Here is a 24,443-nt window from a genome sequence, read left to right on the forward strand (position 1 = left end):
AGAGGTTACGGCGCCGGCCAGATCAGGTCGGTGCCCGTGTAGATCGCCGAAACGAATGACGGGTCAGTGAAAGTGCTCACATCGGGCAGGGCCGTCAGCTGCTTGCTGTCAAGCAGAAACTGGGCCTCCTTCGCCATGAGCGTGGTATTCAGCGACCCCAGGGGCGTACCCGCGGGCTCAGATTTGGTGACGAGAGCCGTCTCGGTCTGCCACACCTGAACGTTGTGATCGACGTCGTAGCTGGCTCCCCCACCGGCCAGGTCAGCGGCAAAACCGACGCACTCAGATGCATTCGTCAGGCAGTAGTCGTAAGCGTGAAACGAGGCGCGCAAGAAATCCTGTGTCGCCGTGGCGTTGGCTTTCACGAAGGCAGGGTTGGCGACGACCGTGCCGAACGTTCCCGGAATTCCGTAGTCTTCGGGGTTCCACTGCGTGATCGTGTCACCGGCAGCTTTCAGCGTCAGCGGCTCGTTCGACTTGTAGCCGGTGAGCGACTGCACCTGGCCGCGGGGCAGGATGCTCGGGTCGTAGCCCACCGTGACCTGGGTGATCTTCGAGACGTCGACCCCCTTCTTCACCAGCATCGCCTGAATCTCCGGCGGCAGCTGGCCCTTCTGGCCGAGCGTTGTTCCCTCGAGCTGTTTGAGGTCGGTGATCGAGGTCGCCGTCATCAGGGTGGTGATGGGAACCTGGCCGTACGTCGCGATGCCCGTCACGTCGACACCGTTCGAGTGCGCCAGCAGCAGGTCGGAGTCGCCGCCCACGTCAGTGAGCGTTGCCGTGCCCGCCGCGACGAGCTGTGAGTTGCCGGCGGTGTCGCCGGTGCCCGGCTGAATGGTGACATTCAGGCACAGCGCGTCGAAGTAGCCGAGCTTCTTCGCAGCGAGCACGTCGAGGATCGACGCCGAGGCCTGGTACTGAAAACCGGTGACGTAGGTGATGGGGCCGGCAGCTTTGTTCGCTGCGCAGCGTTCGGCCGAGATGGCCGAAGCCGACGAGGCAGCGGGGGCCGACGAGCTCGCAGTCGAGCATCCGGTCAGGGCAAGTGCAGCAGCGGCGGCGAGCGCGGCCACCTGAGTGAGGCGAAGAGTACGTCGAGTAGGCATAGCTGTCTCCTAGTGGGGTGGGTTATGAGGAATGTGGTGCGTGTCTGTCGGGCGAAGCCGAGGAACGAGAGGCCGGACGCGCCGCTAGCGGGCGCGCGCGCTCACTCGCGTTTCAGAAGCTGGGATTCGTGCCAGCGCAAGACGCGCTTCTCGAGCAGAGTGATGAGCAGAAGCAGCGCCGCGCCCATCAGGGCCAGGCACGCGATCGCCGCGTAGACCACAGCGAGGCGCGAGTTCGACGACGCGACGCTGATGACGGTGCCGAGCCCCTTCGCGGCTCCCGGCGCCGAGAATTCGGCGACGACCGCGCCGACGACCGAGAGCGGGAAGACCACCTTCAGTGCCGCGAAGACATAGGGCAGGCTCGACGGCAGTCGCAGCCGGGTGAGCACCTCGAACCGGTTCGCCCGCAGGGTCGAGAAGACCTGCAGAATCGGTGGCGACACCGAGTTCAGCCCAGTGATCACGTTCATCAGGATGGGAAAGAAGGTGATGAGCGCGGTGACGATGAGCTTCGGCGCCGGCCCGAAGCCGAACGCGACGACCAGTGCAGGTGCGATGGCAACCACCGGCGTGACGTTCAGCACCACGGCGAGCGGCATGATGGCGCGGCGCAGAATGCCCGACTCCGTGACGAGCACAGCCACCACGAAGGCGGCCACGAACCCGATCACGAGGCCCACCAGCGCCTCAGAGAGTGTCACCCAGGCGTTGTCGAGAAAGAAAGCCGGCTGCGTCGCGAGGGCCTGCCCGATGGTGCCGAGCCGAGGCAGGAGATATGTGTTGTTCGTCGCCACGTATTCCCACACCAGTGCTGCGATCAGAATGGCGATGACGGCGGGCGCCCAGACGCGCGGCCGCCACGGTGAGCGGGTCGCCCCAGACGAGCGAGCCACCGGAGAGGAACGGGTGGGAGACGACGAGGAAGAGCGGGTCGCCGAAGACGAGCGGATCACTGACGAATTCATCTGCTGGGTCATCGCACAACCGGCCCTGACGCCCAGGCCGTCTGCAGCTTCTCGCGGATGAGGTCTTCGTATTCGTGCATCGCGGCCGCTTCGAGCAGGCCCTGCCGCCTGGGTCTCGGTAGATCGATCGGGATGACGGCCTCGATTCGCCCCGGCCGCGCAGACATCACGACAACCACATCTGAGAGCACGACCGCTTCAGAGACGGAGTGCGTGACGAACACCACCGTGGTTCGCATCTGCTCCCACAGTTCGAGCAGCTGCACCTGAATTGCTTCACGGGTGAACTCGTCGAGGGCAGAGAAGGGCTCGTCCATCAGCAGCACGTCGGCCTGAATCGAGAACGCTCGGGCAATGGCCACGCGCTGCTGCATGCCGCCCGAAAGCTGGTGCGGCAGCCGGTCGATGGCGTCACCGAGACCGAGTTTGGTCAGCAACACCCGGGGGTCAGTGGCGGGCCGGGCGACGTGACCGGGCAGAGTGCGCCGCAGGGCATCCGCTCGCCTGTTCACCTTCGAAGGAATGGTGACGTTGCCGAGCACGCTCAGCCAGGGCAGCAGTGCAGGAACCTGCGGCACGAAGCCGATCATCTTTGCAGCACACGCCTCGTCGGGGTGGGCGCCGAACACGCTCACCTCGCCGGAGTCTGGCTGTTCGAGCCCGGCGATCATGCGCAGCATGGTCGACTTTCCGCAGCCGCTCGGGCCGATCACGCTCACGAACTGGCCTCGTTTGACCGTCAGATCGACGTGCGACAGGGCCGTTACCTCGCCCGCACCCGAACCGTAGACCTTCAGCGCGTCAGAGACCACGATCTCGTCAGGAGACGCGTACTCCAGCGAAGCGCCGGCACTGTGGGTATTCGTCATCGGCCTCAACCCAGCTTCTTGAACGCACGAGCCTGATATGTGAGCGGGGCAGAGTCGTCGAGACTCACGTGCTCCACCCGCACCAGAATCATCAGATGGTCGCCGGCCACGACCCGGTCGTGAATGGTTCCCTCGATGGTCACCATGGCGCCCCGGATGACCGGCACACCGAATCGGCCGGAATCGACCTCGACCTGGCCGAACTTGTCTGCGCCGCGAGTGGCGAACAGCCGGGCATGCTCTGCCTGCCCCTCGCTCAACACATTGATCGCCACCCGGTCGGTCTGGCTGAACGCGTCGTAACACTCAGCAGTGTCGGCGAGGCATGCGAGCACCAAAGGCGGGTTCACCGAAACCGACGTGAAGCTGTTCGCAGTGAAGCCGTGCTGACGCCCCTCGTGGGTTGTGGTGACGACCGTCACAGACGTGGCGAGCTGCGACAACGCCCTCCGCAACAGGGCGGGGTCGTGGTCTGATTCGAGTGTGACCTCGTTAAATGCGTGGCCCATATGGCCCTCCGGTGTTCTTCTCGTTGAAATGCATTGAGACGACGGGAGAGGCGGGCGGAAGCAGATGTCGACGGCCCGCGGGATCGTTGACATTCATAACGTTAGGGGTGCCCTGTTACAAAGAACGTACGCTCGTGTTTCGAGCGTGTGACTTTTCGAATCGCGACGATTTTCGAGGGGCGCGGAGCTTTTCGCCTCGTGCGGTACGGCTAGAGCCGTTCGACGCGGCCGCCGGCCGCCACGACGTACACCTCGACGTGCAGGTCGGCCACCGCCTGGGCGAGCCACGCCGGTTTGGTGAAGAAGCGCCCCACCGGTTCGCTGATGCAGAGGGCCACGCGGGCGCCCACGAAAAGTGTCGAACGAAGCCAGACCAGCTTGAGGGCGTCGGCCATGGCCTTGTTGCGCTGCGTCGACTTCACAACACCCGAACTCGCAACGCACTGAACCAGCAGCCGGCCCGATTCGTCGACGCCATCGATCTGCAGCCGAACACCGTCGGCCATCGTGACCGACCGGCCCGAGAGTTCGAGCCCAAGATGGGTCGACAGCGCCGCGAGCAACTCGAGTGTCAGGTCGGGGTCGGGAACAGTCACACGATGACCATAGGCGTGCTTTGTTTCGGGCGCATTACCCCCGCAGGCCGTCGCCCACGGTGCTCCCTACCCCGTGACGTCTGTGAGGTGCGGCGGGTTGGCTCCTGCGCGCGAGACGGTGACCGCAGCGCATTCGACAGCGAACGCGCCGATGTCGGTGAGCGCGGCCAGGGTGAAAGCCGAGCCGTCACAGATCGACTCTGGCGTGGTGCCGTCGGCGAGCATCCGGAGCAGCACATGGATGACCGCGCTCATGAAGGAGTCGCCCGCACCGATGGTGTCGGCGACGACAACCGTTCGGCCGGGAACGGTGATGTTCGCGCGGCTGCTCGAGAGAAGGGCACCGGATGCCCCCCGCGTCATGATCGCAAGCGCGGGGCCGAACGTGCGAATGTGGTCGAGCACTTCGCTCTGCGGCACCCCCGGGTACAGCCACTCGGCATCTTCGTCGCTGAGTTTCACGACGTTCGACACCGCCATCAGGTTCTCAGCGGTGCGGCGTTCGGTGTCGGGCGTGCCGAGAAGAGACGGGCGCACGTTCGGGTCGAAGGTGACGATAGTCGATGCCGGCGTAGCCGTCAGCAGTCGCAGAACATCGGCGGCTCCGGGGCTGAGATACGCGGCGATCGAGCCCGTGTGCACCAGGGCAGCCGGCGACAGCTGGTCGACGAAGTCGAGCGACCAACGAATGTCGAACTCGTACCGGGCCGCGCCGGTCTCGTCGAGCACCGCGGTGCCGGTCGACGTGGCCTCGTCGACGATCGAGCCGGGAAAGAACGTGACTCCCGATTCTTCGATGTGGCTCGTGAGAGCGGCCCCTCGCTCGTCGCTACCGATGCGCGTCACCAGTTCTACCTCGTCGCCGAGCCGGGCGAGGCCGATGGCGACGTTCATGGGCGATCCGCCGGGATGCTCGGTGACCTCGTGCTGGCGCTGAACGATGTCTGTCAGGGCCTCGCCGACAACGACTACCGAGGCGGCGTCAGCGGCGGGGGCGGGGCTAGAAGTTGTCATTGGTCTCACCGATCGTTTTGAGCATGGTCAGGGTCGAGCCTCCCCCGCTCACCAGCGGCGCGAGTTCGGTGTTGAAGGCAATGCCGTGGGCGCTGGCGAGGTGTGAGTCGAACGCTGTCTGGTCAGAATATTGTTCGTACACGAAAATGGTCATCGGGTTGTCGTCACGAAAGTGCGGGTCGAATCGCAGATTGCCGGGTTCGGCTCGCACTGCGCTGGCGAAGTCGGTGATGAGTTGGTACACGGCCGGTTCGTTTCCCGCGGTGGCGGTGAACTCGGCATAGAGGGAGACGGTCATGCAGGCATCGATTCTCTTGGTGCGGTCGAAGGTGTGTGCGAGGTCGTCGAGCGCGGCGGGGCCTACGCGGTCGACAGGTCTCGTACCGAGTCTCTGATCAGCAGGCGGGTGGGCAAGACGACAGACGTGGGTTCGGCGTCGGGATTACGAATCTGGGCCAGCAGGTTGTCGACGGCTGCCTTCGCCATCTGCTCGATCGGCAGGTCGACGACCGTGAGTGCCGGCGTGAGAACGGCAGCCCACGGCGCATCGTCGAATCCGACGAGAGAGAGGTCGTCGCCGATGACCAGACCACGTTTTTTTGCCACCCGCAGAACAGCGAGCGACATGTTGGCGTTGGAGGCGATCAGGGCGGTAGGCGGGTTCTCGGCATCGAGAATGGTGTTCACGGCCTGCGTCGCTGACTCGTCTGCATCACCGCAGTAGCGAACCCAGGCGGGGTCGATGTCGATGCCGGCGTCGGCCATCGCGCGGTAGTAGCCTTCGACCCGGTCATGGATGGTCGTGATGAGCCCCGCGGGTCGCTCGCCCGTCTCGCCCGAAAGGTTCGCGGTGACCACAATCAACCCGATCTTCGTATGGCCGAGCGCCTGCATGTGCTCGACCGCATCTCGTGTGCCCTGCAGGTTGTCGGCGGTCACACTCGCGATACCGAGAGAATCGAGAGAGCGGTCGAGCAGAGTGACCGGCTTGCCTTTGAGGTCGGCCTTGCTGAGGAATTCGAGCTCATCGACCGAGCTGGGCACCACGATCAGGCCGTCGACCTGCTTCTCGAGCATCACCCGAACCGACGTTCGCTCGGCACGCAGGTCTTCGTTCGTGTTCGTGACCAGCACCTGGTAGTCCTCGAGACGGGCAGATTCGATGACCGATCGCATGGCCAGATCGAACACGCTCAGACCCACTTCGGCGATGATCAGCCCCAGCGTGTGCGTGCTGCCGGCACGCATCGAGCGGGCCAGAACGTTGGGCACGTAGCCCAGTTCGGCTGCGCTCTCAAGCACCCTTGCCCGCGTGGCCGCGTTCACGACTCCGTAGTTGCTGAGGGCCCGTGACGTGGTGGCACGGGAGACGCCTGCATGGTTCGCCACATCAGTGATGGTGGGCAGGGCGCCTTTGGCCGATTGTGTCATTGCGTTTTTCCAGATGGTTTGACAGCGAGGATGAACGGTGTGATGATCATACCCATCATCACCGAGATCGATCTCACCTTATTGTTGAGATCGATCTCATTGCAACTGTCATGATATTCCACGAACCCGCAGCAGCACGGCGAGTATGACGACCGAAGACCGGCCGCCAGCTCGCACTCAAAGGAGAGTCACCGCAATGAAGCGCATCATCCAAACCGTCGGAGCAGTCAGCATTGCAACCTCGTTGCTGCTGGTGGCGTCAGCTTGTAGCAGCACGACAACCGCAACACCCTCGACCCCCGGCGCGAAGTCGCTGACCATTGCTTTTGTCATGGGCGCAGAAGCCGACCCGTTCTTCAAGGCCATGAAGGTCGGCGCGACCGCCGAGACCTCCGCCAACGGCGACAAGCTGATCTGGCAGGGCGATCCCTCGCTCTACTCCCCCGCCACGCAGATTCCGATCGTCGATCAGGTACTGGCGCAGAAGCCCGACTGCCTCGTCCTCATCCCGACAGACCCCGACGCCCTGCAGGCATCAGTGGCCAAGGCCACCGCAGCCAAGATTCCTGTGGTGAACGTCGACACCCACGTCACCGATCTCAGTAACGTTGTGTCATTCATCACGGGTGACAACACCCAGGGCGGCGCTGCCGCGGCAGACCAGATGGCCACCGCCATCGGCTACAAGGCAGGCGGCAGCTACAAGGTCGTGGCCGGCCTCACCTCGGCCACCGCCACCACGAACGTCGACCGCCTCAAGGGCTTCGAAGACCAGCTGGCCGCGAAGTACCCGGGCGTCACCGTCGTCGACACGGCCTACTCGCAGTCGCAGCCCGCGACCGCCAACAGCAACGTCAGCAACTGGTTGACCAAGTACCCCGACCTGGCGGGCATCTTCGCCATCGACGGTACCAACGCCACCGGCGCATCGTCAGCCCTGCAGGCCAAGGGCCTCACGGGCAAGGTCGCCCTGATCGGCTACGACGCCTACAAGACCAATGTCGATCTCATCGCGAAGGGCGTCTTCACCGCTCTCATCGCCCAGAACCCGGCCGAAGAGGCAAAACAGGCCATCGACGCGTGCCAGTCGTTCATTCAGACCGGCAAGTCGAGCATCGCTGCCAAGGTCACGCTGCCCAACATCACCATGAACAAAGACACGTCGGCTGCTGACCTGACGAAGTACACCTACGTTCAGTAGTACCACCCGCTTCATCCCCGCTTCATCCCGTGCGCCGGCGCGGTCACCAATCTGTGCCGGCGCACCCCCCACACTTTCTTCACGAACGGCGTTCAACGACGCGAAAGGCACACTGTGGCACTCACCGAATCACCGGAGCTGGCGCCGGGCGCGAACCCGCGACCGCCGGCCTCACCCGAATCGCACTCCACCCCTCTGTCAGAGCGGCTGACCGGGTTCCTGACCAACCAGCAGACCATCCTTCTCCTTGTTCTCATCGGCATGGTGGTCGTCTTCTCGATCTTGAACCCCATCTTCTTCTCGCTCGACGTGTTCGGCAACGTGCTTCTCGACTGGGGCCCTGTCGCCCTGATCGCCGTCGCTGAGACCTTCGTCATCATCTCCGGCGGCATCGACCTCTCGGTGGGCGCAACCCTCGGCTTCTCTGGCGTCATCGCCGCCTACGCAATGCAGGCCATGACCGCCGCCGGCATGGGCGACAGCATCACCATTCTCTGCGGAACCCTCGTTGCCGCAGCGACCGGCATGTTCGTCGGCTTCGTCAACTCCCTGCTGATCAACCGGCTGCACCTCGTACCCTTCATCGCCACCCTGGCCACCCTCGGCGCCGCTGGCGGCATGTCGATCGTGCTCACGGGCGGCGCACCGGTCGGCGACGGCCCACAGAGCGCAATCGACCTCAGCGTGCCGTGGCTCGGCCCGTTGTCGTGGCCACTCATCGTGGTCATCGTCGTCGTCATCATTGCCGGCCTGTTTCTGCACAAGGCACGGTTCGGTCGCTACACGTACGCCATCGGCTCCAACCCGTTCGCCGCCCTCGCCGCCGGAATCAACGTGAAGCGGCACCTCACCAAGATCTACGTGCTGTCAGGGTTGCTCTCCGGTCTTGCGGGCATGTTCCTCTATATACGACTCGGTTCTGGCGCACCGACCTCTGGTGTCGGTGACGAGCTCGACGCCATCGCTGCGGTGGTCATCGGAGGTGTTGCCCTCGCCGGCGGCATCGGCCGCATGTCGGGCACCGTGCTCGGGTCGCTCATTCTGGCCACGGTCACCAGCGGTCTCATCATCATCGGCGTCGAGCCCAACTGGAAACAGGTTGTCGTCGCCATCCTCATTGCCGCAGCCGTCTCGCTGCAGGCCCTGCGTGCGAACGGAAAACGATCATGACCGACACCAGCGCTCCCCTCTACGAAGTACGCAACATCTCCAAGAGCTACGGCAGCGTGATCGCGCTCGACAACGCCAGCCTCGCCGTACGAGCCGGTGAAGTTGTCGGCCTGGTCGGCGACAACGGTGCCGGCAAGTCGACGCTCGTCAAAGCACTCGCAGGTGCACACCGCCCCGACAGCGGCCAGATCTTTCTCGACGGAATCGAGCGACACTGGGCCAGCCCGCACGAAGCACTGCAGGCCGGCGTCGAAACCCTCTATCAGGAATCGAGCCTCGCGCCGCACCTCTCGGTGAGCGCGAACGTGTTTCTCGGCCGCGAGATCGTGAGCCCCGGGCTGCTGGGCAAACTCGGATTTCTTGCCCAGAAGAAAATGGATGCCGAGGCCCACGCCGACCTCGAACGTGTCGGCATCGCCGTGCCCGCGTCGAACCGACCCGTATCGCAGCTCTCGGGTGGTCAGCGCCAGGCCGTCGCGATCGGGCGCACGGTGTCGTGGGCTCGCAAGGTCATCATCCTCGACGAGCCCACGAACCACCTCGGTGCACGTCAGTCGAAAGAGGTGCTGCAGGTCATCCGTGCGGCCAAGGCCAAAGGGCTCGGCGTGATTTTCATCTCGCACACCCTGCCGCACATTCTCGAAGTGACCGACCGCATCGTGGTTCTGCGACTCGGCAAGATCGTGAAGGATGCCCCCACCTCAGACTTCGATGTCGACACCCTTCTGGGCACCATCACGGGCCTGCTGGTCTGAGCCCCGGGCATCCCGCAACCAAACCAACGGTCCCAGTGCCGGTCCCACCGACCGAGCACTGGGACTGTGCGTTTGTGCGCTCAGGTAACCTGAGGCCATGGAGAGCACTGAGCTGGTCACGCTTGTGGTGATCGGTGTGGTGCTGGTCATCGGAGTCGTCTCGTTTTTAGCGAGCCGCATCGGGGTCGCTGCCCCACTGGCACTCACCGTTGTCGGGGTCGGAGTGGGTGCCGTTCCCGCGATTCCCCACTTCGAGGTCGAACCCTCTCTCGTCTTGACCGTGATCCTGCCACCGCTTCTGTATGCGGCGGCCAGGCAAGTGCCGTTCGTCGACTTCCGCCGGAACCTTCGGGTGATCGGGTTTCTCGCCATTGTGCTGGTTGTGGTGTCGGCCGTGCTGGTCGGAGTGCTGGTTCACCTGCTCTGGATGACCGTTCCCCTGGCACTCGCGATTGCATTGGGGGCGGTCGTCGCACCTCCCGATGCGGTCGCCGCCACAAGTTTGGGCAAGCGCCTGGGGTTGCCCCCGCGCATCGTCACGATTCTCGAAGGCGAGGGGCTCGTCAACGACGCGACCGCACTCGTGCTGCTGTCGACCATGCTTGCGATCGTGACCACGACGGTGGCGTCGCCGAGCGGCTGGATGATCACGATCACGTTCATCTGGGCCGTTGTCGGCGCTGTGCTGATCGGCGGCATTCTCGGGGCCGTTGCTGTGGCGCTTCGCCGCCGCATCACCGATCCGGTTCTCGATGCTGCCATCTCGCTCGTCATACCCTTCGTGGCCTACCTCGCCGGTGAGTTCTGCCACGCTTCAGGAGTCGTTGCAGTGGTTGTCGCGGGAATCCTGGTCGGCAACCAGGGGGCGTACCGCATTCGCGCCTCCTTCCGGCTCGCAGAATCGGGTACCTGGCGTATCGTCACGCTGCTGGTCGAGAACGCGGTGTTTCTCTTCATGGGTTTTCAGCTCTGGCCCATCGTCAATGCCGTGGCGGGTTCGAACGAACTGTTCGGCACCCTGGGGGTTGCCGGGCTCGTGATCGTGCTGCTCATCGGCGTACGCTTCGCCGCAATGCCACCACTGCTCTCCACGATTCGCAAGCGGTACCGAAAGCGTGTTGCGCGGGCAGATCAGACCAAGGGGCGTTTCGACGATGTGACCGAGGAGGACTTTCAGCGGCGTGCCGCGAACTTCAGGCAGCTCGGCATCACGCAGTCCCCCTTTCGGAGCTTCACGCGCGGCGTTCGCGCACGATTCGGCCTTGTCACGAAGAAAGACAGCTCGGCCCGAGATCGTATCGTCGCCCAGCTGGCAGAACTCGAGAAGAATCCCCCGCCAGTGCCCGTCGAAATCGACGCGACCGCGCGGGCGCGCTTCTCCACGACCTTTCAGAACTTTCGAAAGCGCCTCGACCAACAGAACAACGACCTCACCGCAGAGCGCGACCAGGCGCTCGGCTGGCGCGACGGGGTTGTTCTCGGGCTTTCCGGCATGCGCGGTGTGGTGACCGTGGCGGCCGTGCAGACCATCCCTGACGGCCAGCCCATGCGTGAATCCCTGGTACTCATCGCGTTCGCCGTTGCTATCGTCACACTGGTGGCCCAGGGCCTTCTGCTGCCGCCGGTTGTTCGCCGACTGCGGCCCGCGAAAGATGCGCCCGGAAGCGAGCGGGCCGAGCTGTATGAATTGCGTAAGCTCATGAAAGACGCCGGCGACACAGCCGTCGCGTCCGCTGTCACCGCCGCCGAAGCATCCGGAACCCCCCTTCAGGAGGGCGTGCTGCACGAGGTGAACGCACAAGCCGAGATGTGGATGGGCCGCCTCGAGGTCTGGGCGAATGCCGATCTCTCTGACGAAGCGAACGAGGTCGTGCAGTTTCAGCAGCTGCGCCGCGTGCAACTCGTCGCCGAACGCGACGCCCTTCGTGATGCTTACGAGCGCGGAGCATTCTCCTCCGAAACGATTGACGTGCTGCGTGCCGCACTCGATTCAGAGGAGATCTCACTCGACGCCGTCGACAGTCGCGCCGCAGAAGCGTGAACCCTGCGACGTGACTGTGACGTTACCGTGGCGTGCCTGCGGCGTGCCGGCTCAGTGACCGGAGAGCAGGCTGAGAACCTCGTCGTGAGACCCACGAGCCTCTGCGAAACGCAGAAAATTGACGTTCTCCACGAGAATCTCGTCGGCTTCTGGTTGCGCCTCGAGAATCGCCATGACTTCGGTGAGAAAGTCGTTCAGAGGCATTGCGTTTGCCGACTCTTCTTGACCCATCAGGGCGGTTTGAACGGCGGGTGGCACGAGCTCAATCACCTGAATGCTGGTTGCGGCCAGCTGCACCCGAAGGCTCTGTGTGAACGAGTGGATGGCCGCTTTCGTTGCGCTGTAGGTGGGCGTGAAAGGCAACGGCACGAACGCGAGTCCGGATGACACTGTCATGATCGTTGCCTCGTCTTGGCCGGCCAGAAACTCGGTGAACGCGGCGATCAGGCGGATGGGGCCCAACAGGTTGGTGTGCACCGTACTCTCGGCAGTCGCGAGAAAATCGGCGGTGTTCAGGTTTTCGGGCAGCATGATGCCGGCAACGGTGATCACGACGTTCGTCTGCGGAAACCGCTTCTGAACGTCAGCTGCAGTGGAGGTGATCGATGACGCATCGGCTGTATCGATGACGACGGTATGGATGCCCGGGTTCTCCCGAGCGATCTGCTCGAGAAGCGCTTGCCTACGACCGCCGATGATGACGGTGTTTCCCGCTCGGTGAAAACGCAGAGCGAGTCCGAGGCCGATGCCAGAGGTGGCACCGGGTATGAAGATGGTGTTTGCGGTGAGTTTCATGAGATGTACGCCGTTCAGATCGTTGTGGTCCATTTGTTGATGACTCCACTACAACGCAAGTGAAATGAGCGAACAAGGACGCGCTTATCCACTGAATGAGAAGTCGTGGCTCAGAACCGCTTGTTCTGTGAGACTCAAGGTGTGAATAGCCCCGAATTGGCCAGTTTTCTGCGTACGCGCAGAGAGGCGCTGCAACCAGAAGACGTCGGATTGTCGCGGGGGCCCAGAAGACGAGCCAACGGATTGCGACGAGAAGAGGTCGCCGAGCTTGCGGGCATGTCGACCGACTATTACGCCCGCCTCGAGCGAAGCAACGCCCCCGCGCCCTCAGAGCAGATGGTCGGAGCGATTGCGCGGGCACTTCGCCTGTCGCTCACCGAACGCGATCACCTGTTTCACCTGACCGGCCACACGACGCCGACACGTGCCCAGCGGGGCGATCACATCAATCCCGGCTTGATGCGCGTGCTCGACCGGCTTCACGATACGCCTGCACAGGTCATGAACAGCATGGGTGAGACGCTCGCGCAGACCCCGTTGGCCGTTGCGCTGCTCGGCGAACAGACGCAGTTCCACGGTGATCGGCGAAGCAATCTCTACCGTTGGTTCACCGAACCCGAGAGCCGCCAGATCTACCCCGAACGCGATCATGAACGCCTCGGCCGCGTCTTCGTTGCCCAACACCGCGGCGTCGTCACGCAGCAGGGGTCGACCTCGCGCGCGGCAGCTCTTGCGCGACGGCTGACCGAGCAGAGCCCCGAATTTGCGGCTATCTGGGCTGACCACGAAGTCGGGCTCCTGCATTCCGATGACAAGTGGTTTGTGCATCCGGAAGTCGGCGAGCTCAGCCTCAACTGCCAGGTGTTGCTCGACCCCGACCAAGAACAGTGCCTCTTGATCTTCACCGCGAAACCGGGCACAGACAGCTACGAACGCCTGCACCTTCTGAGCGTCATCGGAGCGCTTCAACTGCACCAGTCGGCCGCGCTCGAGTGACGTATCGACCAGTGACGATCATGCCGAAATTACGCAGCTGCACACCGTCAGCGTCACCGTCACCTTCTCAGACGTTCGTGTGACCTCGACCCGGTCGCCGGAGGCCGAGCACAATCAGTACGATGCCGACCACGGCAACAACGACACCGATGTACAGCCACATGCGGTCACCGGTCATCGAGCTGCCGGGGATCAGGTTGGCACCCTGCCCCGCGAACACCACGCCCACGACGAGAGCGATCACGCCGACAACCACCAGAACCATTCGACCAACGCGTGAATTCATGGACTCAACTTACCCTCAGGGTGCACGATAGCGGTGTGAAATCGATCGACTGGATCGAAACGGTCGCGAACGGCGAGTACCGCCTCGATGGTGGCATCGAGGAGCATGGGCTCACCATGCCGACTATTGCGATGACGGCTAACGCGACGAGAGAACAGCTGCGATTTCGGCACTGACGCGTTCGTGATCGAACGGCGCGAATCTGAGCGTGACAGCCACACGAGTACTCAGCGCAGCGAAGAGGGCCACTGTAGCGAGAAGTGCTCTCTCCGAGTCGTCTGAGTCGAAGCGGGCCCAGCATTTCTCGAGAGCATCCTGAACACCGCGATCCATCCACTGCCTCATGCCCGACCCGAGAAAACGAACGTCGAACTCGAGCCCATACCGGGCGCGATGATCCCACTCGATCATGACAAGCAGTGAGTGTTTGAGGTCGCGATCACGAATCTTGCTCGACCACGGCTCATCTCGGGCGATGGCTTTCGCGCACATGAGTGCAGCCGCGTACGCCCAATTCAGTCGTTCGTCGAAATCTGATTCACTCGGGTGGAGACCGATCACCTCATCTGGCTCAGGGTGCGCCGCCGCGTTGTCTTTGTCAAGAAGAACGGTGAATGGGCGCTGCCGTGGCACTTCGCTGATGGCAGCGGCGGGAATGACGGTCAGGTCGAGCTTTCCGCCGACGTAGTAGACGAGACGAGACGGGTACCAGCCAGGCATGTCAAGACGCTCGACGACGAGAACCTCTCCCAGACGAGCCCACCAGGAGTCATCCGAAAGAAGCGACGCAGGATCTGTTGTGTAAATCTCCGCGTCGCGGTCGGATAGCGGGTGCGTCTCTCCGGTCGATCCCGAGCCCGTCAGAATCACGCCGCGCACAACGGCGTTCTTCAGCGCCCATTCGACGAGTTGCTCGATCGCGTTGTCATAATCCACGAGCCCACTGTGTCACGCAGAAGCGACCGGGCGGAGCGGAACCCCACCTTGTTCCGCAATTCCACCCCTCTCTACTCCCGATACGGGTCGGCGATCCCGACGTAGCGGGTTTCGAGGTACTCCTCGATGCCCTCGATGCCCCCCTCCCGACCGGTGCCCGACTGCTTCACCCCGCCGAAGGGAGCTGCGGGGTTCGACACGATTCCCGTGTTCAGGCCGAACATGCCCACCTCGAGCTCTTCGGCGAGCCGAAGCCCGCGGTTCAGGTCACGCGTGAACGCGTAGGCGACGAGCCCGAATTCGGTGTCATTGGCCAGCCGCACCGCCTCTTCCTCGGTGTCGAACGTGACTATCGGTGCAACCGGGCCGAAGATCTCCTGGCTCAGGATGCGCGCGCCCGCCGGCACGTCAGTGAGCACTGTCGGCTCATAGAAGTAGCCCGCTCCCTGCACCACCCGCCCCCCGAGCGCCAGCGTCGCCCCCTCGGCGACGGCAGAGGTGACCAGTTCGTGCACCTTCTGGCGCGTGGATTCGTCGACCAGCGGGCCGATCTTCGATGCCGGGTCGGTGCCCCGCGCGATGGTGTGCGCCGCCATTCGCTCGGTGAGACGGCGGGAGAATTCCCCCGCCACTCCCCTCTGCACCAGAATTCGGTTCGCCGCCGTGCAGGCTTCCCCTCCGTTGCGGAGCTTGGCGAGCATGGCACCGTCGACCGCCTTGTCGAGGTCGGCATCGTCGAAGACCAGGAGCGGCGCGTTGCCACCGAGCTCCATCGACACGCGGAGAACCTGCTGTGCCGCGTCGGCGATCAGCCGTCGGCCCACCTCTGTCGAGCCGGTGAATGAGAGCTTGCGCAGCCGGGAATCTGCAATCAGAGGCCCGGTCACAGCACCGGCACGGGTCGTCTGAATCACGTTCAGCACCCCGTCGGGCAGGCCCGCTTCGCTGAGCACCTGGGCGAACAGCAGTGCGGTGAGGGGCGTCAGCGCAGCGGGTTTCAGTACCATCGTGCAGCCGGCGGCGATCGCCGGAGCAATCTTTCTCGTGGCCATCGCGAGCGGAAAGTTCCACGGAGTGATGAACAGGCTGGGGCCCACCGGCCGCTTCATGACGAGCAGACGGCTGTTGCCATCGGGCGCCATGGCGAAGCGCCCGGCGATTCGAGCGGTCTCCTCTGAGAACCACCGCAGAAATTCGGCGCCGTACGCGACTTCGCCGCGCGACTCGGCGAGCGGCTTGCCCATCTCCAGCGTCATCAGCAGTGCAAAGTCATCAGAACGCGCCGTGACCGCCTCGAATGCGCGCCTCAGAATCTCGGCACGCTCCCGAGGGGCTGTGCGTGCCCACGCGCGTTGCGCACCGACAGCCGCATCGAGGGCGGCGGCCCCGTCAGCGGGTGTGGCGCTGGCGATGGTGAGCAAGGCATCACCGGTCGACGGGTCGATCACGTCGAAGGTGCCGCCGTCGCTGGCCGGGCGCCAGACACCGTCGATGAGCAGACCCGTAGGCAGCGACGCGAGCAGCGCCCGCTCGTCGGCGGGAGTCGGGTTGGCCGAAACGATGCTCACAGTGCTGCCTCCAGAATCGCGACGATGTCGCCGACGGTGGGTTCGATGGGGTTGTTGATGGTGACGGCATCGGCAAGCGTGTCGTCGGCGAGCGATGCAAGATCTTTCTCCGTGACGCCGAATCCCGACAGCGTGGCCGTCATGCCCACCGCGCGGGCCAACGATGCGATAGCGGCGATGGCCGCGTCGGCGTTCTCGGCCACGGATGCCCGGCTGTCGCCCACGCCCAGGGCGAAAGCCACCCGGGCCAACCGTTCTTCGCGCGCCGAGCGGTTGAACCGCAGCACGCGCTCGATCACGATGCAGAGTGCGAGGCCGTGCGGAATGTTGAACCGGCCGCCCAGCGGGTGGGCGATGCCGTGCACCAGCCCCAGGCCGGTGTGCGAGAAGCCGACGCCGGCGATGTGCGACGCGAGCAACAACTGTGAACGCGCTTCGATGTCGCTCCCGTCGCTGACCGCCCGCGGCAGAAACTCTGCAACCGTCGAGATGACCTGCAGAGCGATGCCATCGCTGTAGGGGTTGGGCTGTCGTGACAGGTACGACTCGAGTGAGTGGGTGAGGGCATCCATACCGGTCGCCGCCGTCGCCGAGGCGGGCAGGCCCACCGTGAGGTCAGGGTCGAGCACAGCTGCACGCGCGAGTGCACTCGACGAGCCCACGTAGAACTTGCGATGCTGCACGACGTCGGTGACGACGCCGAAGGCATTGACCTCGGCGCCGGTGCCGGCCGTCGTGGGCACCGCCACGATCGGCAGTGCCGCAACCGCGAAGTCACTGCGGTAGTCGAGTTCGATACCGCGGTTGGTATTCACGGCCCCGAGGGCGATGCCCTTCGCCGCATCCATCGACGAGCCTCCGCCGACCGCCACCAGGGCGCCGACACCGGTGTCGCGAGCGATATCGCTCCCTTCGTCGACCGAGGTGGTGGTCGGGTTCGGGGTCACGCCGCCGTAGACCGACACGGCGATTCCGGCGGCTTCGAGTGACGCGCGAACGGCTGCCACGACCGGCGATGCCGCGAGAAATGCGTCGGTGACGATGAGCGCGCTCGTTGCCCCCGTAGCGGCGGTCACCCGACCGACCTCCAAGACCCGCCCGCGGCCGAAGTAGGCAAACGGCTTCGGGTCGAGATCGAGGTTCATGTCGCTGAGCGCGACGTTCTGGGCCGGAAGGATGCTCATGCGAACACCTGCTCGCCCACGGTCGCCGGCGCGCGGCGCAGCTCGACACCGATCAGGTCTTCGTAGAGCTTCACCGGAGTCATCTCACCGGCCCGGTCGCCGTACTGGGCTTTGGCCCGACGGTAGATCTGTTCGACGAGCCCCGATAGCTCGGCGGGAACCCCCACCGAACGGGCAAGATCGATCGACAACCCCAGGTCTTTGCAGGCCAGCGCGATGGCGAAGCCCTCGTCGTAGTCGCCGTGATCGAGGATGCCCAGCACATCATTCTCTACAAAGTTGCTGTTCGCCGGGCTCGCGATGAGCGATTGGCGCAGCACCTCGAGGTCGACCCCGGCCTTGACCCCGATGGCCAGCACTTCGGCCGTGGCCACGAGGTGCGAGAACCAGAGCTGGTTGATCATCAGTTTGACGGCGTACCCCGCACCGGCCTTCCCGACATGCAGAATCCGCTCAGGGTCGCCCATCGCCTCGAAAATCGGTCGCAGGCGCTGCAGGTCGCTCGCCTCGCCGCCGACGAAGATCTGCAGCATGCCGTTGGAAGCACCCACCGACATGCCCGAGACGGGAGCGTCGACGATGTGCAGACCCCGGTCTGGGTGGTCTGCCCGTACCCGGTTGGCCACCTCGGGCACTGACGTCGACATGTCGATCCAAGTACCTCCGTCACGAATGCCGGCCAGGATGCCGTCGAGACCGTTCACAACGGCATCGACGTGTCGCGGGGTGGGCAGCATCGTGATGACCACGTCGCTGGCCGCCGCCACCTCCGCGGGTGTGTCAGCCCAGATCGCGCCGCCCTCGAGCAGCTCTGCTGCGGCTTCCCGGCGGATGTCGTTCACAATGAGCGCGAAGCCCGACTTCTGCAGGTTGCGGGTCATGCCCGAGCCCATATTGCCCAGGCCGATGAAACCGACCGTGGTCGGTTGGCTGTTCGTCATTTCTCTCACTCTTTCGTGGTGCTGGCTGAATCGAGGCTGATCCAGGTTGTTTTCAGTGCGGTGTACGAGTCGAAGGCGTGCAGTGAGCGGTCGCGGCCAGAGCCCGACTGCTTGACGCCTCCGAATGGGGTGATGACGTCGGCGACGTCGAAGGTGTTCACCCAGACCGTTCCGGCACGCAGGTCGCGCGCCGCACGGTGGGCTGTCGTGAGGTCTTGGGTCCACACGCTCGCGGCGAGGCCGTACGCGCTCTCGTTCGCGACTCGAATGCCCTCTGCCGCACCGTGCACGGTCGTGACAGAGAGAGCCGGCCCGAAAATCTCTTCCTGCCCGATGCGACCGGCGTTGTCGACACCGTCGAACACCGTCGGTTCGACGTAGAACCCGTCGCCCAACCCGTCGGGGCGAACCCGTTCTCCGCCGTGCACCACAGCGCCCTCGGCGCGTGCGATGGCGGTGTACGCCAGTACACGATCGAGTTGCACTTCGCTCGCAATGGATCCGACCTGGGTCGATTCGTCGAGCGGATCGCCCAGAACCAGTGAGCGACCAACGGCGATGACCTTCTCGACGAGCTCATCGTGCACCAGGGCATCCACAATCAACCGGCTGCCCCCGTGGCAGGTCTGCCCCGCGTTGTAGAAGATTCCCCACGCGATGGCTGAGGCGCAGGCGTCGAGGTCGGCGACGTCGGCCAGCACCACCTGGGCTGATTTACCGCCCAATTCGAGCGAAACCTGTTTACCGTTCGACTCCCCCGCGTACGTGAGAAAACCTTTGCCCACCGCGGGCGATCCCGTGAACGCGATCTTGTCGACCAGTGGATGCCGGCCCAACGCCTGACCGGCCACCCGCCCCACACCGGGCACGACCTGAAGCACGCCTGCCGGCAACCCCGCCTCACTGGCGAGTTCGGCGAGTTTCAGGGCCGACAGGCTGGTCAGTTCGGCTGGCTTCAGAACAACCGAGTTGCCGGCGGCGAGCGAGGGTGCGATCTTCCAGGCCGTGATGATGAGCGGGTAGTTCCATGGAACAACCGCACCGATCACGCCGAGCGGTTCGCGTCTGATCAGGGCGAGCGCGTTCTCGGGCGTGGGCGCAATTTCGTCGTACACCTTGTCGAGCGCCTCCGCGTACCAGCGCACGGTTCGCGCCGCGGTCGGCACATCGACAGCCCTGGCATCGCCGATGGGGTGCCCCGAGTCGACGGCTTCGAGCAGGGCCAGCTCGTCGAGATTCTCGAGCATCAGGTCGGCGAGCCGGAACAGAACGGCCTGCCTCGTTCGGCGGTCGGCCCGCGACCATACGCCGCTGTCGAATGCGGCGGCGGCGCCGCGTACAGCGCGGTCGACGTCAGCATCGCCCGCCGAACTGACCCGGGCGAACACGTGGCCGTCGCGGGGTGAGATCGTGTCGAAGGTTGCTTCGTCAGCGGCGGCGCAGAATTCCCCTCCGATGAAGAGTCGTGTTTCGGGCGCCAGGGCGGCGGCGGCTGAGATCCAGTCGGTCATCTTCTCTTTCGTTTCGTTTCGTGTGTGTCGCGTGCGGAGCGCCGGGTCACACGGTGAAGCGTTCGACGGCAGCCCAGTCGATCACAGCGCCGAGACCGGCTGCCTCTGGCACCACCAAGTCACCCTGGGCATCGATCATCAGCGGCTGCATGAAGAAGTCTCGCCGCTCTGGTGTCCACCCCGGTGGGTCGAACGGAAACTCGATGTACGGGCCCGCATCGACACCCGCAGCGACGTGCAGGTTGGCGAGCAGCCCGAGGCCGTTGCTCCAGGTGTGAGGCGTGAACAGGCGGTGCCGCAGATTCGCAGACTCGGCCACCTGGCGAGCGCGATACATGCCCACCGCCAGCGCGACATCGGGCTGGTAGATGTCGAACGCATCCTGCTCGATGAGCGACATGATCTCGGGCAGCGAGCGAACCATCTCGCCGCCGGAGATCTGGATGCCCGTCTGCGACCGTACCCGTCTGGCCCCCGCCACATCGACCTGAGGCAGAGGTTCTTCGAGCCACAGCACCCCGAGTTCGGCGAGTTGCGACGCGACACGCTGCACCTGTGCCAAGGGAAGCGCTGCTTCGATGTCGCCCGACATGCGCCACATCTGGTTGAGGTCGACCATCAGGTCGAAGTCGTCGCCTACCGCCTCGCGGGTTCGGCGAACCGTCTCGATTCCCTCGGCCAGCCGGCCCCGCGCAATGCGGATCTTCATGGCGCGAAAACCGAGTTCACGAGCGGCGAGCGCGGATTCCGCCCGCTCGCCCGCGGGCCTCAGTTCGCCAGAAGAGGCGTAGGCCGGCAGCCGATCCCGGGCTCCGCCGAACAGAACGCTCACGGGCAGGCCGGCGACCTGCCCGATGATGTCCCAGAGCGCAGCCTCCAGCGGCCAGTAACGGCCGCCGTGGAAGTTGATCGTCTCGATGCGGCGAACCTGGTTGATGATCTGCAGCGGATCAGTGCCGATGAAGAGGTCGCGGTAGCTCTCGAACCCGTCCATCGTGTCGCCGGAACCAACGCCCGTCACGCCCTCGTCAGTGTGCACCTCCACGAGCGTCGCAGCGAAGTTGCGGCGCGGCTGCGGGTCCCATGCCGCGTTGAAGGGCGGCGTCAGTGGCAGATTCAGCCGAGTGAGGCGAATGTCGGTGATCTTCATACGACGGCCGCCTTCGGAGTGTAGAACGGGTTCGACGCGGAGTTTCGAGCGGCGATGACGTGCTGTGTCTCCGGCAGCAGCCGGATGCCGTTCTCCAACGCAGTGCGAACCGAGAGTCGGTTGTTCTCGTAGACCGCTTCTGCGTCGTCTGCCGCCGGATTGACCCACACCGCCGCGATGATGACGTGGGTGTCTGCCTGCTGCAGGGTGATGATGCCGTCGGCCAACGCATCCGCCACACCGGCTGCGATGCCGGCCTGCGCCGGGCCCCAGACAAGGAGGCCGTGCTCGTCGGAGGCGGGCGCCGCCTTGGTCACGAACAGCGTCAACGGTTTGACCGGGAGCGACGGGCGTAACACTGTGACAAAGGGAACGTGACCGGCGCTGGGGCTTGCCAGGGAGGTGGCCCATGCGACGCCCGCCGGGCCGTCACGATGCCCGAACACGGTGTTGACGTGTGCGGCATTCACCCCGTCGCCGATGAAACTCTCACCCAGACTCATGGGTTGCTGCATCAGATGAGGCCCTGCTCTGTGAGCCACTGCTTCGCGATGTCGGCGGGGTCGTCTCCATCGACATCTGCCTTGGCGTTCAGCTTCTGCATCTCTTCAGTGGTGAGCTTCGGAGCGATGAGGGCAATGACAGCAGCCATGCCGGGGTACTTGTCGAGGGTCGCCTGCTTCACGGTGAAAGCACCCTGGTAGACGGGGAAGAACGATTTGTCGTCTTGCATCACGGTCAGGCCAAGAGCAGGAATACGACCGTCGGTCTGAAAGACCTCACCGAAATTGCAGGTGTCGCCTTTCTGCGTGGTCGTGTAGATGACTCCGGTGTCGAGCAGAGCCACATTCGAGTCAGGAACACTCTGCAGGCCATACGCCTTCTTGACGCCCGGCCAGCCGTCGTCACGCGTCGAGAATTCGCTCTCGATACAGAACGTCTGCTCAGAAAGGGGCAACTTCGCGATGTCGCTGAGCTTTGTCACGCCGAGCGATTTGGCCTTGTCAGAGCGAATGGCGAAGGCATACGTGTTGTTGAGCGGCGCCGGGTCGAGCCAGGCGATGCCGTTGGCCGCGTCGGCTTTCTTGGTTGCCGCGAACTGTGCTTCGACACCCTGCACGGGAACGGTGTTGTTGTTGTAGGTGATCCACGACGTTCCGGTGTACTCCCAGTAGCCGAGAAACTGATCGCTCACCAGAGCAGCACGAACATTGGCCGAGCCCACCACGCTGGTGTTGGCTTTTGTCGAGGCGCCGTGGGCATTGAAGAGCTGGCTCGTGATGTTCGCCAGAATGTACTGTTCAGAGAAGTCCTTCGCTCCGATCTCACCGGTGAGGCCGGCCAGTTCTGAGCCTTTGCCCGATGACGAAGCAGCGCTGCTTCCGCCACCCGCGCAGGCACTCAGGGCGAGGGCTCCGACGGCCAGTACAGCCAGCAGTGCGGTGGTTCTTGTCTTGTTCATGGTGCTCTTTCTGTATGGGGTGAAGCTGTGTGGGGTGAAACTGTGGGGGTGAATCAGTGGGTCAGACGCCTTTAGGGCGGAGTACGTCTTCGGCGATGCTGGCGAGCCAGTCGATGAGCAGGGCGATGCAGGAGACGATCACGGCACCGGCGATCAGCACAGGAAACCGCTGGAGTTTCAGGCCGTTGACGATCATGTCGCCGAGGCCTCCGGCGTTGATGAAGGTGGCGACAGTCGCCACCCCCACGCAGAACACCAGCGAGGTGCGCAGGCCCGCCAGAATCACGGGCACGGCCAGCGGAAGCTCGATGCGCAGCAACACCTGATTCGGGGTCATGCCCATCCCCCGAGCCGACTCGGTGACATGCGCGTCGATCTGAGAAAGGCCGACCATCGTGTTGCGGAGCACGGGCAGAAACGAATATGCAACGAGCGCGATCAACGCGGTCTGAAAACCGATCTGCCAGATGATCGCGAGCAGAATGATGAACCCGATGGCCGGAGTGGCCTGCCCGATGTTCGCGATGGTGAGGATCGCGCCGCGCAGCACCCGTGATCGGGTACGGCTCGCCACGATTCCGGCGGGGATCGCCAGCACGGCCACCAGTGCCGACGCTACAAAGGTGAGCACGAGGTGTTCCCGCGTGCGCAACAGAATGTAGTCCCAGTTGAGCGTTCGCTGCATGATGGAGTCGAGGGTCAAGTTCGCCACCCACAAGTACAGAGCAAGTAGCACCACCGCGACCACGATCGGCGTGGCCACGCGGCGCGGGCTCCAGAACCGGGCGCGCCTGGCCTGCGGATCAACCAGAGCGGCCGTTGTGTCGCTCTCGAGTACCACGGCGAGTGTCATGAGCGCTCTCCGGCAGCGGGCGCGTCGAGGGCTGCGGCGCCGGCTCCCAGCGCGGCAGAGACCTGCGCTACGGAGATCGACGCCACTGTGCGCCCCCCGATTGCGGTGACGGCGATGGCCGGCAGCCCTGTCAGCATGAGCAGGTCGAGGGCATCGCGCAGCGAGTCGCCTTCGTCGACCGAGGCATCACCCCGGGCATCCGATGCCCTCCCCAACTCGGCGTCGCCCACCGTGATGAGGCCGAGCCTCTTCAGTGCAGCACCCCGCCCGATGAACGAGGCGACGTAGGCGTTCGCCGGTGACGCGAGAATGTTCTCGGGGGTGTCGAACTGCTCGATTTTCGACTTCTCGCTCAGCACGGCGATGCGGTCACCCAGACGCACAGCTTCATCGAAGTCGTGAGTCACGAAGATGATCGTCTTGCCGATACTCTCCTGCAGGCGCAGAAACTCGAGCTGCAACTTCTCGCGGGTAATGGGGTCGGTCGCGCCGAACGGCTCGTCCATGAGCATCACCGGCGGGTCGGCGGCGAGCGCACGAGCAACCCCGACACGCTGCTGCTGGCCGCCCGACAGCTGCTTGGGGTACCTGTCGGCGAACTCGCGCGGGTCGAGCTGCACCACCGAGAGCAGTTCGTCGACTCGGTTTCGCGTCTTCTCCTTCGACCAGCCCAGCAGCTTCGGCACCACAGCAATGTTCTCGGCAATGCTCATGTGCGGAAAGAGGCCGATCTGCTGAATCACATAGCCGATGTGGCGCCGCAGCTCGTTTGGGTTGAGTGAGAGAACGTCTCTGCCGTCGATGGTGATGGTGCCGGAGGTCGGTTCGATGATGCGGTTGATCATCTTCATCGTGGTCGTCTTGCCGCAGCCCGACGGGCCGACGAACATGATGAGCTCGCCGGGCTCGACGTTCATCGAGAAGTTCTCGACCGCCGCAACCGACTGGTCGGCGTACACCTTGTTCACGTCACGCAGTTCGATGTGGGCACCGCTGGTATTGCGAACGGTCGTGATGCTCGTTGTGGTGTGGATGGTCTTCTCGGTCGCCGTGCCGCCGAGCATCCGGTTGCTGCCAGTGTCTGTCGTAGCGTCGGTCATG

The 24,443-nt window shown here is 64.2% G+C and carries 25 protein-coding genes; 5 read left to right on the forward strand and 20 right to left on the reverse strand.

Features of this window, described 5'->3' with window-relative positions; all coding sequences use genetic code 11:
- Positions 1–5 precede the first annotated feature (5 nt).
- From QN358_RS05170 to QN358_RS05205, 8 genes are all read right to left on the reverse strand, one after another.
- Positions 6–1,106, reverse strand: coding sequence for an ABC transporter substrate-binding protein (locus QN358_RS05170; protein ID WP_323511788.1), 1,101 nt, complete (start codon positions 1,104–1,106; stop codon positions 6–8).
- A 101-nt stretch (positions 1,107–1,207) separates the two neighbouring features.
- Positions 1,208–2,074 carry an ABC transporter permease gene (locus QN358_RS05175; RefSeq protein ID WP_136642401.1) on the reverse strand — a complete coding sequence of 289 codons (867 nt, stop codon included), beginning with the start codon at positions 2,072–2,074 and terminating at the stop codon, positions 1,208–1,210.
- Positions 2,075–2,082: 8 nt separating this feature from the next.
- On the reverse strand, positions 2,083–2,943 hold the full coding sequence (locus tag QN358_RS05180) for an ABC transporter ATP-binding protein (protein ID WP_136642400.1): 861 nt from the start codon (positions 2,941–2,943) through the stop codon (positions 2,083–2,085).
- 5 nt (positions 2,944–2,948) lie between these two features.
- A complete protein-coding gene (locus QN358_RS05185) occupies positions 2,949–3,452 on the reverse strand; it encodes a flavin reductase family protein (RefSeq protein ID WP_161580426.1) in 504 nt (167 codons plus the stop codon).
- 209 nt (positions 3,453–3,661) lie between these two features.
- Positions 3,662–4,048, reverse strand: a complete 387-nt coding sequence (locus QN358_RS05190) for a hypothetical protein (protein WP_136642398.1) — start codon at positions 4,046–4,048, stop codon at positions 3,662–3,664.
- Positions 4,049–4,114: 66 nt separating this feature from the next.
- A complete protein-coding gene (locus QN358_RS05195) occupies positions 4,115–5,062 on the reverse strand; it encodes a carbohydrate kinase family protein (protein WP_136642397.1) in 948 nt (315 codons plus the stop codon).
- A complete protein-coding gene (locus QN358_RS05200) occupies positions 5,049–5,360 on the reverse strand; it encodes a putative quinol monooxygenase (protein ID WP_136642396.1) in 312 nt (103 codons plus the stop codon). The genes QN358_RS05195 and QN358_RS05200 overlap by 14 nt, the downstream gene beginning before the upstream one ends.
- A 62-nt stretch (positions 5,361–5,422) precedes the next feature.
- Positions 5,423–6,493, reverse strand: coding sequence for a LacI family DNA-binding transcriptional regulator (locus QN358_RS05205; RefSeq protein ID WP_136642395.1), 1,071 nt, complete (start codon positions 6,491–6,493; stop codon positions 5,423–5,425).
- Between the two features lie 196 nt (positions 6,494–6,689).
- Between QN358_RS05205 and QN358_RS05210 the strand changes: the two genes are divergently transcribed.
- From QN358_RS05210 to QN358_RS05225, 4 genes are all read left to right on the forward strand, one after another.
- A complete protein-coding gene (locus tag QN358_RS05210) occupies positions 6,690–7,694 on the forward strand; it encodes a substrate-binding domain-containing protein (RefSeq protein ID WP_161580425.1) in 1,005 nt (334 codons plus the stop codon).
- Between the two features lie 114 nt (positions 7,695–7,808).
- Positions 7,809–8,864 carry an ABC transporter permease gene (locus tag QN358_RS05215; RefSeq protein ID WP_136642393.1) on the forward strand — a complete coding sequence of 352 codons (1,056 nt, stop codon included), beginning with the start codon at positions 7,809–7,811 and terminating at the stop codon, positions 8,862–8,864.
- On the forward strand, positions 8,861–9,619 hold the full coding sequence (locus tag QN358_RS05220; protein ID WP_136642392.1) for an ATP-binding cassette domain-containing protein: 759 nt from the start codon (positions 8,861–8,863) through the stop codon (positions 9,617–9,619). The genes QN358_RS05215 and QN358_RS05220 overlap by 4 nt, the downstream gene beginning before the upstream one ends.
- 97 nt (positions 9,620–9,716) lie before the next feature.
- Positions 9,717–11,660, forward strand: coding sequence for a cation:proton antiporter (locus QN358_RS05225; RefSeq protein ID WP_323511789.1), 1,944 nt, complete (start codon positions 9,717–9,719; stop codon positions 11,658–11,660).
- A gap of 51 nt (positions 11,661–11,711) precedes the next feature.
- Here QN358_RS05225 and QN358_RS05230 read toward each other — a convergent pair whose 3' ends face one another.
- On the reverse strand, positions 11,712–12,455 hold the full coding sequence (locus QN358_RS05230; RefSeq protein ID WP_136642390.1) for an SDR family oxidoreductase: 744 nt from the start codon (positions 12,453–12,455) through the stop codon (positions 11,712–11,714).
- A gap of 141 nt (positions 12,456–12,596) precedes the next feature.
- Here QN358_RS05230 and QN358_RS05235 point away from each other — a divergent pair, with 141 nt between their 5' ends.
- Positions 12,597–13,451, forward strand: a complete 855-nt coding sequence (locus QN358_RS05235) for a helix-turn-helix transcriptional regulator (RefSeq protein ID WP_136642389.1) — start codon at positions 12,597–12,599, stop codon at positions 13,449–13,451.
- A 67-nt stretch (positions 13,452–13,518) separates the two neighbouring features.
- On the opposite strand, the gene QN358_RS05240 is transcribed toward QN358_RS05235, so the two are convergent.
- The 11 genes from QN358_RS05240 to QN358_RS05290 form a co-directional block, all read right to left on the reverse strand.
- Entirely contained in the window at positions 13,519–13,737 is a 219-nt protein-coding gene (locus QN358_RS05240; protein ID WP_136642388.1) for a hypothetical protein, read from the reverse strand.
- Between the two features lie 138 nt (positions 13,738–13,875).
- Positions 13,876–14,673, reverse strand: coding sequence for an aminoglycoside 6-adenylyltransferase (locus QN358_RS05245; protein WP_323511790.1), 798 nt, complete (start codon positions 14,671–14,673; stop codon positions 13,876–13,878).
- A 71-nt stretch (positions 14,674–14,744) separates the two neighbouring features.
- Positions 14,745–16,241 carry an NAD-dependent succinate-semialdehyde dehydrogenase gene (locus tag QN358_RS05250; protein ID WP_323511791.1) on the reverse strand — a complete coding sequence of 499 codons (1,497 nt, stop codon included), beginning with the start codon at positions 16,239–16,241 and terminating at the stop codon, positions 14,745–14,747.
- On the reverse strand, positions 16,238–17,425 hold the full coding sequence (locus QN358_RS05255) for an iron-containing alcohol dehydrogenase (RefSeq protein ID WP_323511792.1): 1,188 nt from the start codon (positions 17,423–17,425) through the stop codon (positions 16,238–16,240). Before QN358_RS05255 ends, QN358_RS05250 begins: the two co-directional genes overlap by 4 nt.
- The gene (locus QN358_RS05260; RefSeq protein WP_323511806.1) at positions 17,422–18,411 is read right to left on the reverse strand and encodes an NAD(P)-dependent oxidoreductase; all 990 of its coding nucleotides are present in this window, start codon (positions 18,409–18,411) and stop codon (positions 17,422–17,424) included. Before QN358_RS05260 ends, QN358_RS05255 begins: the two co-directional genes overlap by 4 nt.
- Positions 18,372–19,877 (reverse strand): aldehyde dehydrogenase, encoded by a 1,506-nt coding sequence (locus QN358_RS05265; RefSeq protein WP_323511793.1) that lies wholly within the window; start codon positions 19,875–19,877, stop codon positions 18,372–18,374. Before QN358_RS05265 ends, QN358_RS05260 begins: the two co-directional genes overlap by 40 nt.
- Positions 19,878–19,923: 46 nt before the next feature.
- The gene (locus tag QN358_RS05270) at positions 19,924–21,027 is read right to left on the reverse strand and encodes a mandelate racemase/muconate lactonizing enzyme family protein (protein ID WP_323511794.1); all 1,104 of its coding nucleotides are present in this window, start codon (positions 21,025–21,027) and stop codon (positions 19,924–19,926) included.
- Positions 21,024–21,542, reverse strand: coding sequence for a formaldehyde-activating enzyme (fae, locus tag QN358_RS05275; RefSeq protein ID WP_323511795.1), 519 nt, complete (start codon positions 21,540–21,542; stop codon positions 21,024–21,026). Before fae ends, QN358_RS05270 begins: the two co-directional genes overlap by 4 nt.
- On the reverse strand, positions 21,542–22,489 hold the full coding sequence (locus tag QN358_RS05280; protein WP_136642381.1) for a glycine betaine ABC transporter substrate-binding protein: 948 nt from the start codon (positions 22,487–22,489) through the stop codon (positions 21,542–21,544). The genes fae and QN358_RS05280 overlap by 1 nt, the downstream gene beginning before the upstream one ends.
- Before the next feature lie 61 nt (positions 22,490–22,550).
- A complete protein-coding gene (locus tag QN358_RS05285; protein ID WP_323511796.1) occupies positions 22,551–23,342 on the reverse strand; it encodes an ABC transporter permease in 792 nt (263 codons plus the stop codon).
- Positions 23,339–24,442: an ABC transporter ATP-binding protein gene (locus QN358_RS05290; protein WP_323511797.1), complete on the reverse strand. Its 1,104-nt coding sequence runs from the start codon at positions 24,440–24,442 to the stop codon at positions 23,339–23,341. Before QN358_RS05290 ends, QN358_RS05285 begins: the two co-directional genes overlap by 4 nt.
- Position 24,443: the final 1 nt, after the last annotated feature.

The organism is Subtercola sp. RTI3 (assembly GCF_035018625.1).
In the GTDB taxonomy this organism is placed as follows: domain Bacteria; phylum Actinomycetota; class Actinomycetes; order Actinomycetales; family Microbacteriaceae; genus Subtercola; species Subtercola vilae.

Coding starts and splice junctions, on each gene's coding strand:
- QN358_RS05280 (WP_136642381.1), bottom strand. CDS start 22,489: ATGAACAAGACAAGAACCACCGCACTGCTGGCTGTACTGGCCGTCGGA.
- QN358_RS05230 (WP_136642390.1), bottom strand. CDS start 12,455: ATGAAACTCACCGCAAACACCATCTTCATACCCGGTGCCACCTCTGGC.
- QN358_RS05205 (WP_136642395.1), bottom strand. CDS start 6,493: ATGACACAATCGGCCAAAGGCGCCCTGCCCACCATCACTGATGTGGCG.
- QN358_RS05285 (WP_323511796.1), bottom strand. CDS start 23,342: ATGACACTCGCCGTGGTACTCGAGAGCGACACAACGGCCGCTCTGGTT.
- QN358_RS05200 (WP_136642396.1), bottom strand. CDS start 5,360: ATGACCGTCTCCCTCTATGCCGAGTTCACCGCCACCGCGGGAAACGAA.
- QN358_RS05290 (WP_323511797.1), bottom strand. CDS start 24,442: ATGACCGACGCTACGACAGACACTGGCAGCAACCGGATGCTCGGCGGC.
- QN358_RS05270 (WP_323511794.1), bottom strand. CDS start 21,027: ATGAAGATCACCGACATTCGCCTCACTCGGCTGAATCTGCCACTGACG.
- QN358_RS05170 (WP_323511788.1), bottom strand. CDS start 1,106: ATGCCTACTCGACGTACTCTTCGCCTCACTCAGGTGGCCGCGCTCGCC.
- QN358_RS05175 (WP_136642401.1), bottom strand. CDS start 2,074: ATGAATTCGTCAGTGATCCGCTCGTCTTCGGCGACCCGCTCTTCCTCG.
- QN358_RS05240 (WP_136642388.1), bottom strand. CDS start 13,737: ATGAATTCACGCGTTGGTCGAATGGTTCTGGTGGTTGTCGGCGTGATC.
- QN358_RS05210 (WP_161580425.1), top strand. CDS start 6,690: ATGAAGCGCATCATCCAAACCGTCGGAGCAGTCAGCATTGCAACCTCG.
- QN358_RS05265 (WP_323511793.1), bottom strand. CDS start 19,877: ATGACCGACTGGATCTCAGCCGCCGCCGCCCTGGCGCCCGAAACACGA.
- QN358_RS05225 (WP_323511789.1), top strand. CDS start 9,717: ATGGAGAGCACTGAGCTGGTCACGCTTGTGGTGATCGGTGTGGTGCTG.
- QN358_RS05195 (WP_136642397.1), bottom strand. CDS start 5,062: ATGACAACTTCTAGCCCCGCCCCCGCCGCTGACGCCGCCTCGGTAGTC.
- QN358_RS05255 (WP_323511792.1), bottom strand. CDS start 17,425: ATGAGCATCCTTCCGGCCCAGAACGTCGCGCTCAGCGACATGAACCTC.
- QN358_RS05220 (WP_136642392.1), top strand. CDS start 8,861: ATGACCGACACCAGCGCTCCCCTCTACGAAGTACGCAACATCTCCAAG.
- fae (WP_323511795.1), bottom strand. CDS start 21,542: ATGCAGCAACCCATGAGTCTGGGTGAGAGTTTCATCGGCGACGGGGTG.
- QN358_RS05185 (WP_161580426.1), bottom strand. CDS start 3,452: ATGGGCCACGCATTTAACGAGGTCACACTCGAATCAGACCACGACCCC.
- QN358_RS05180 (WP_136642400.1), bottom strand. CDS start 2,943: ATGACGAATACCCACAGTGCCGGCGCTTCGCTGGAGTACGCGTCTCCT.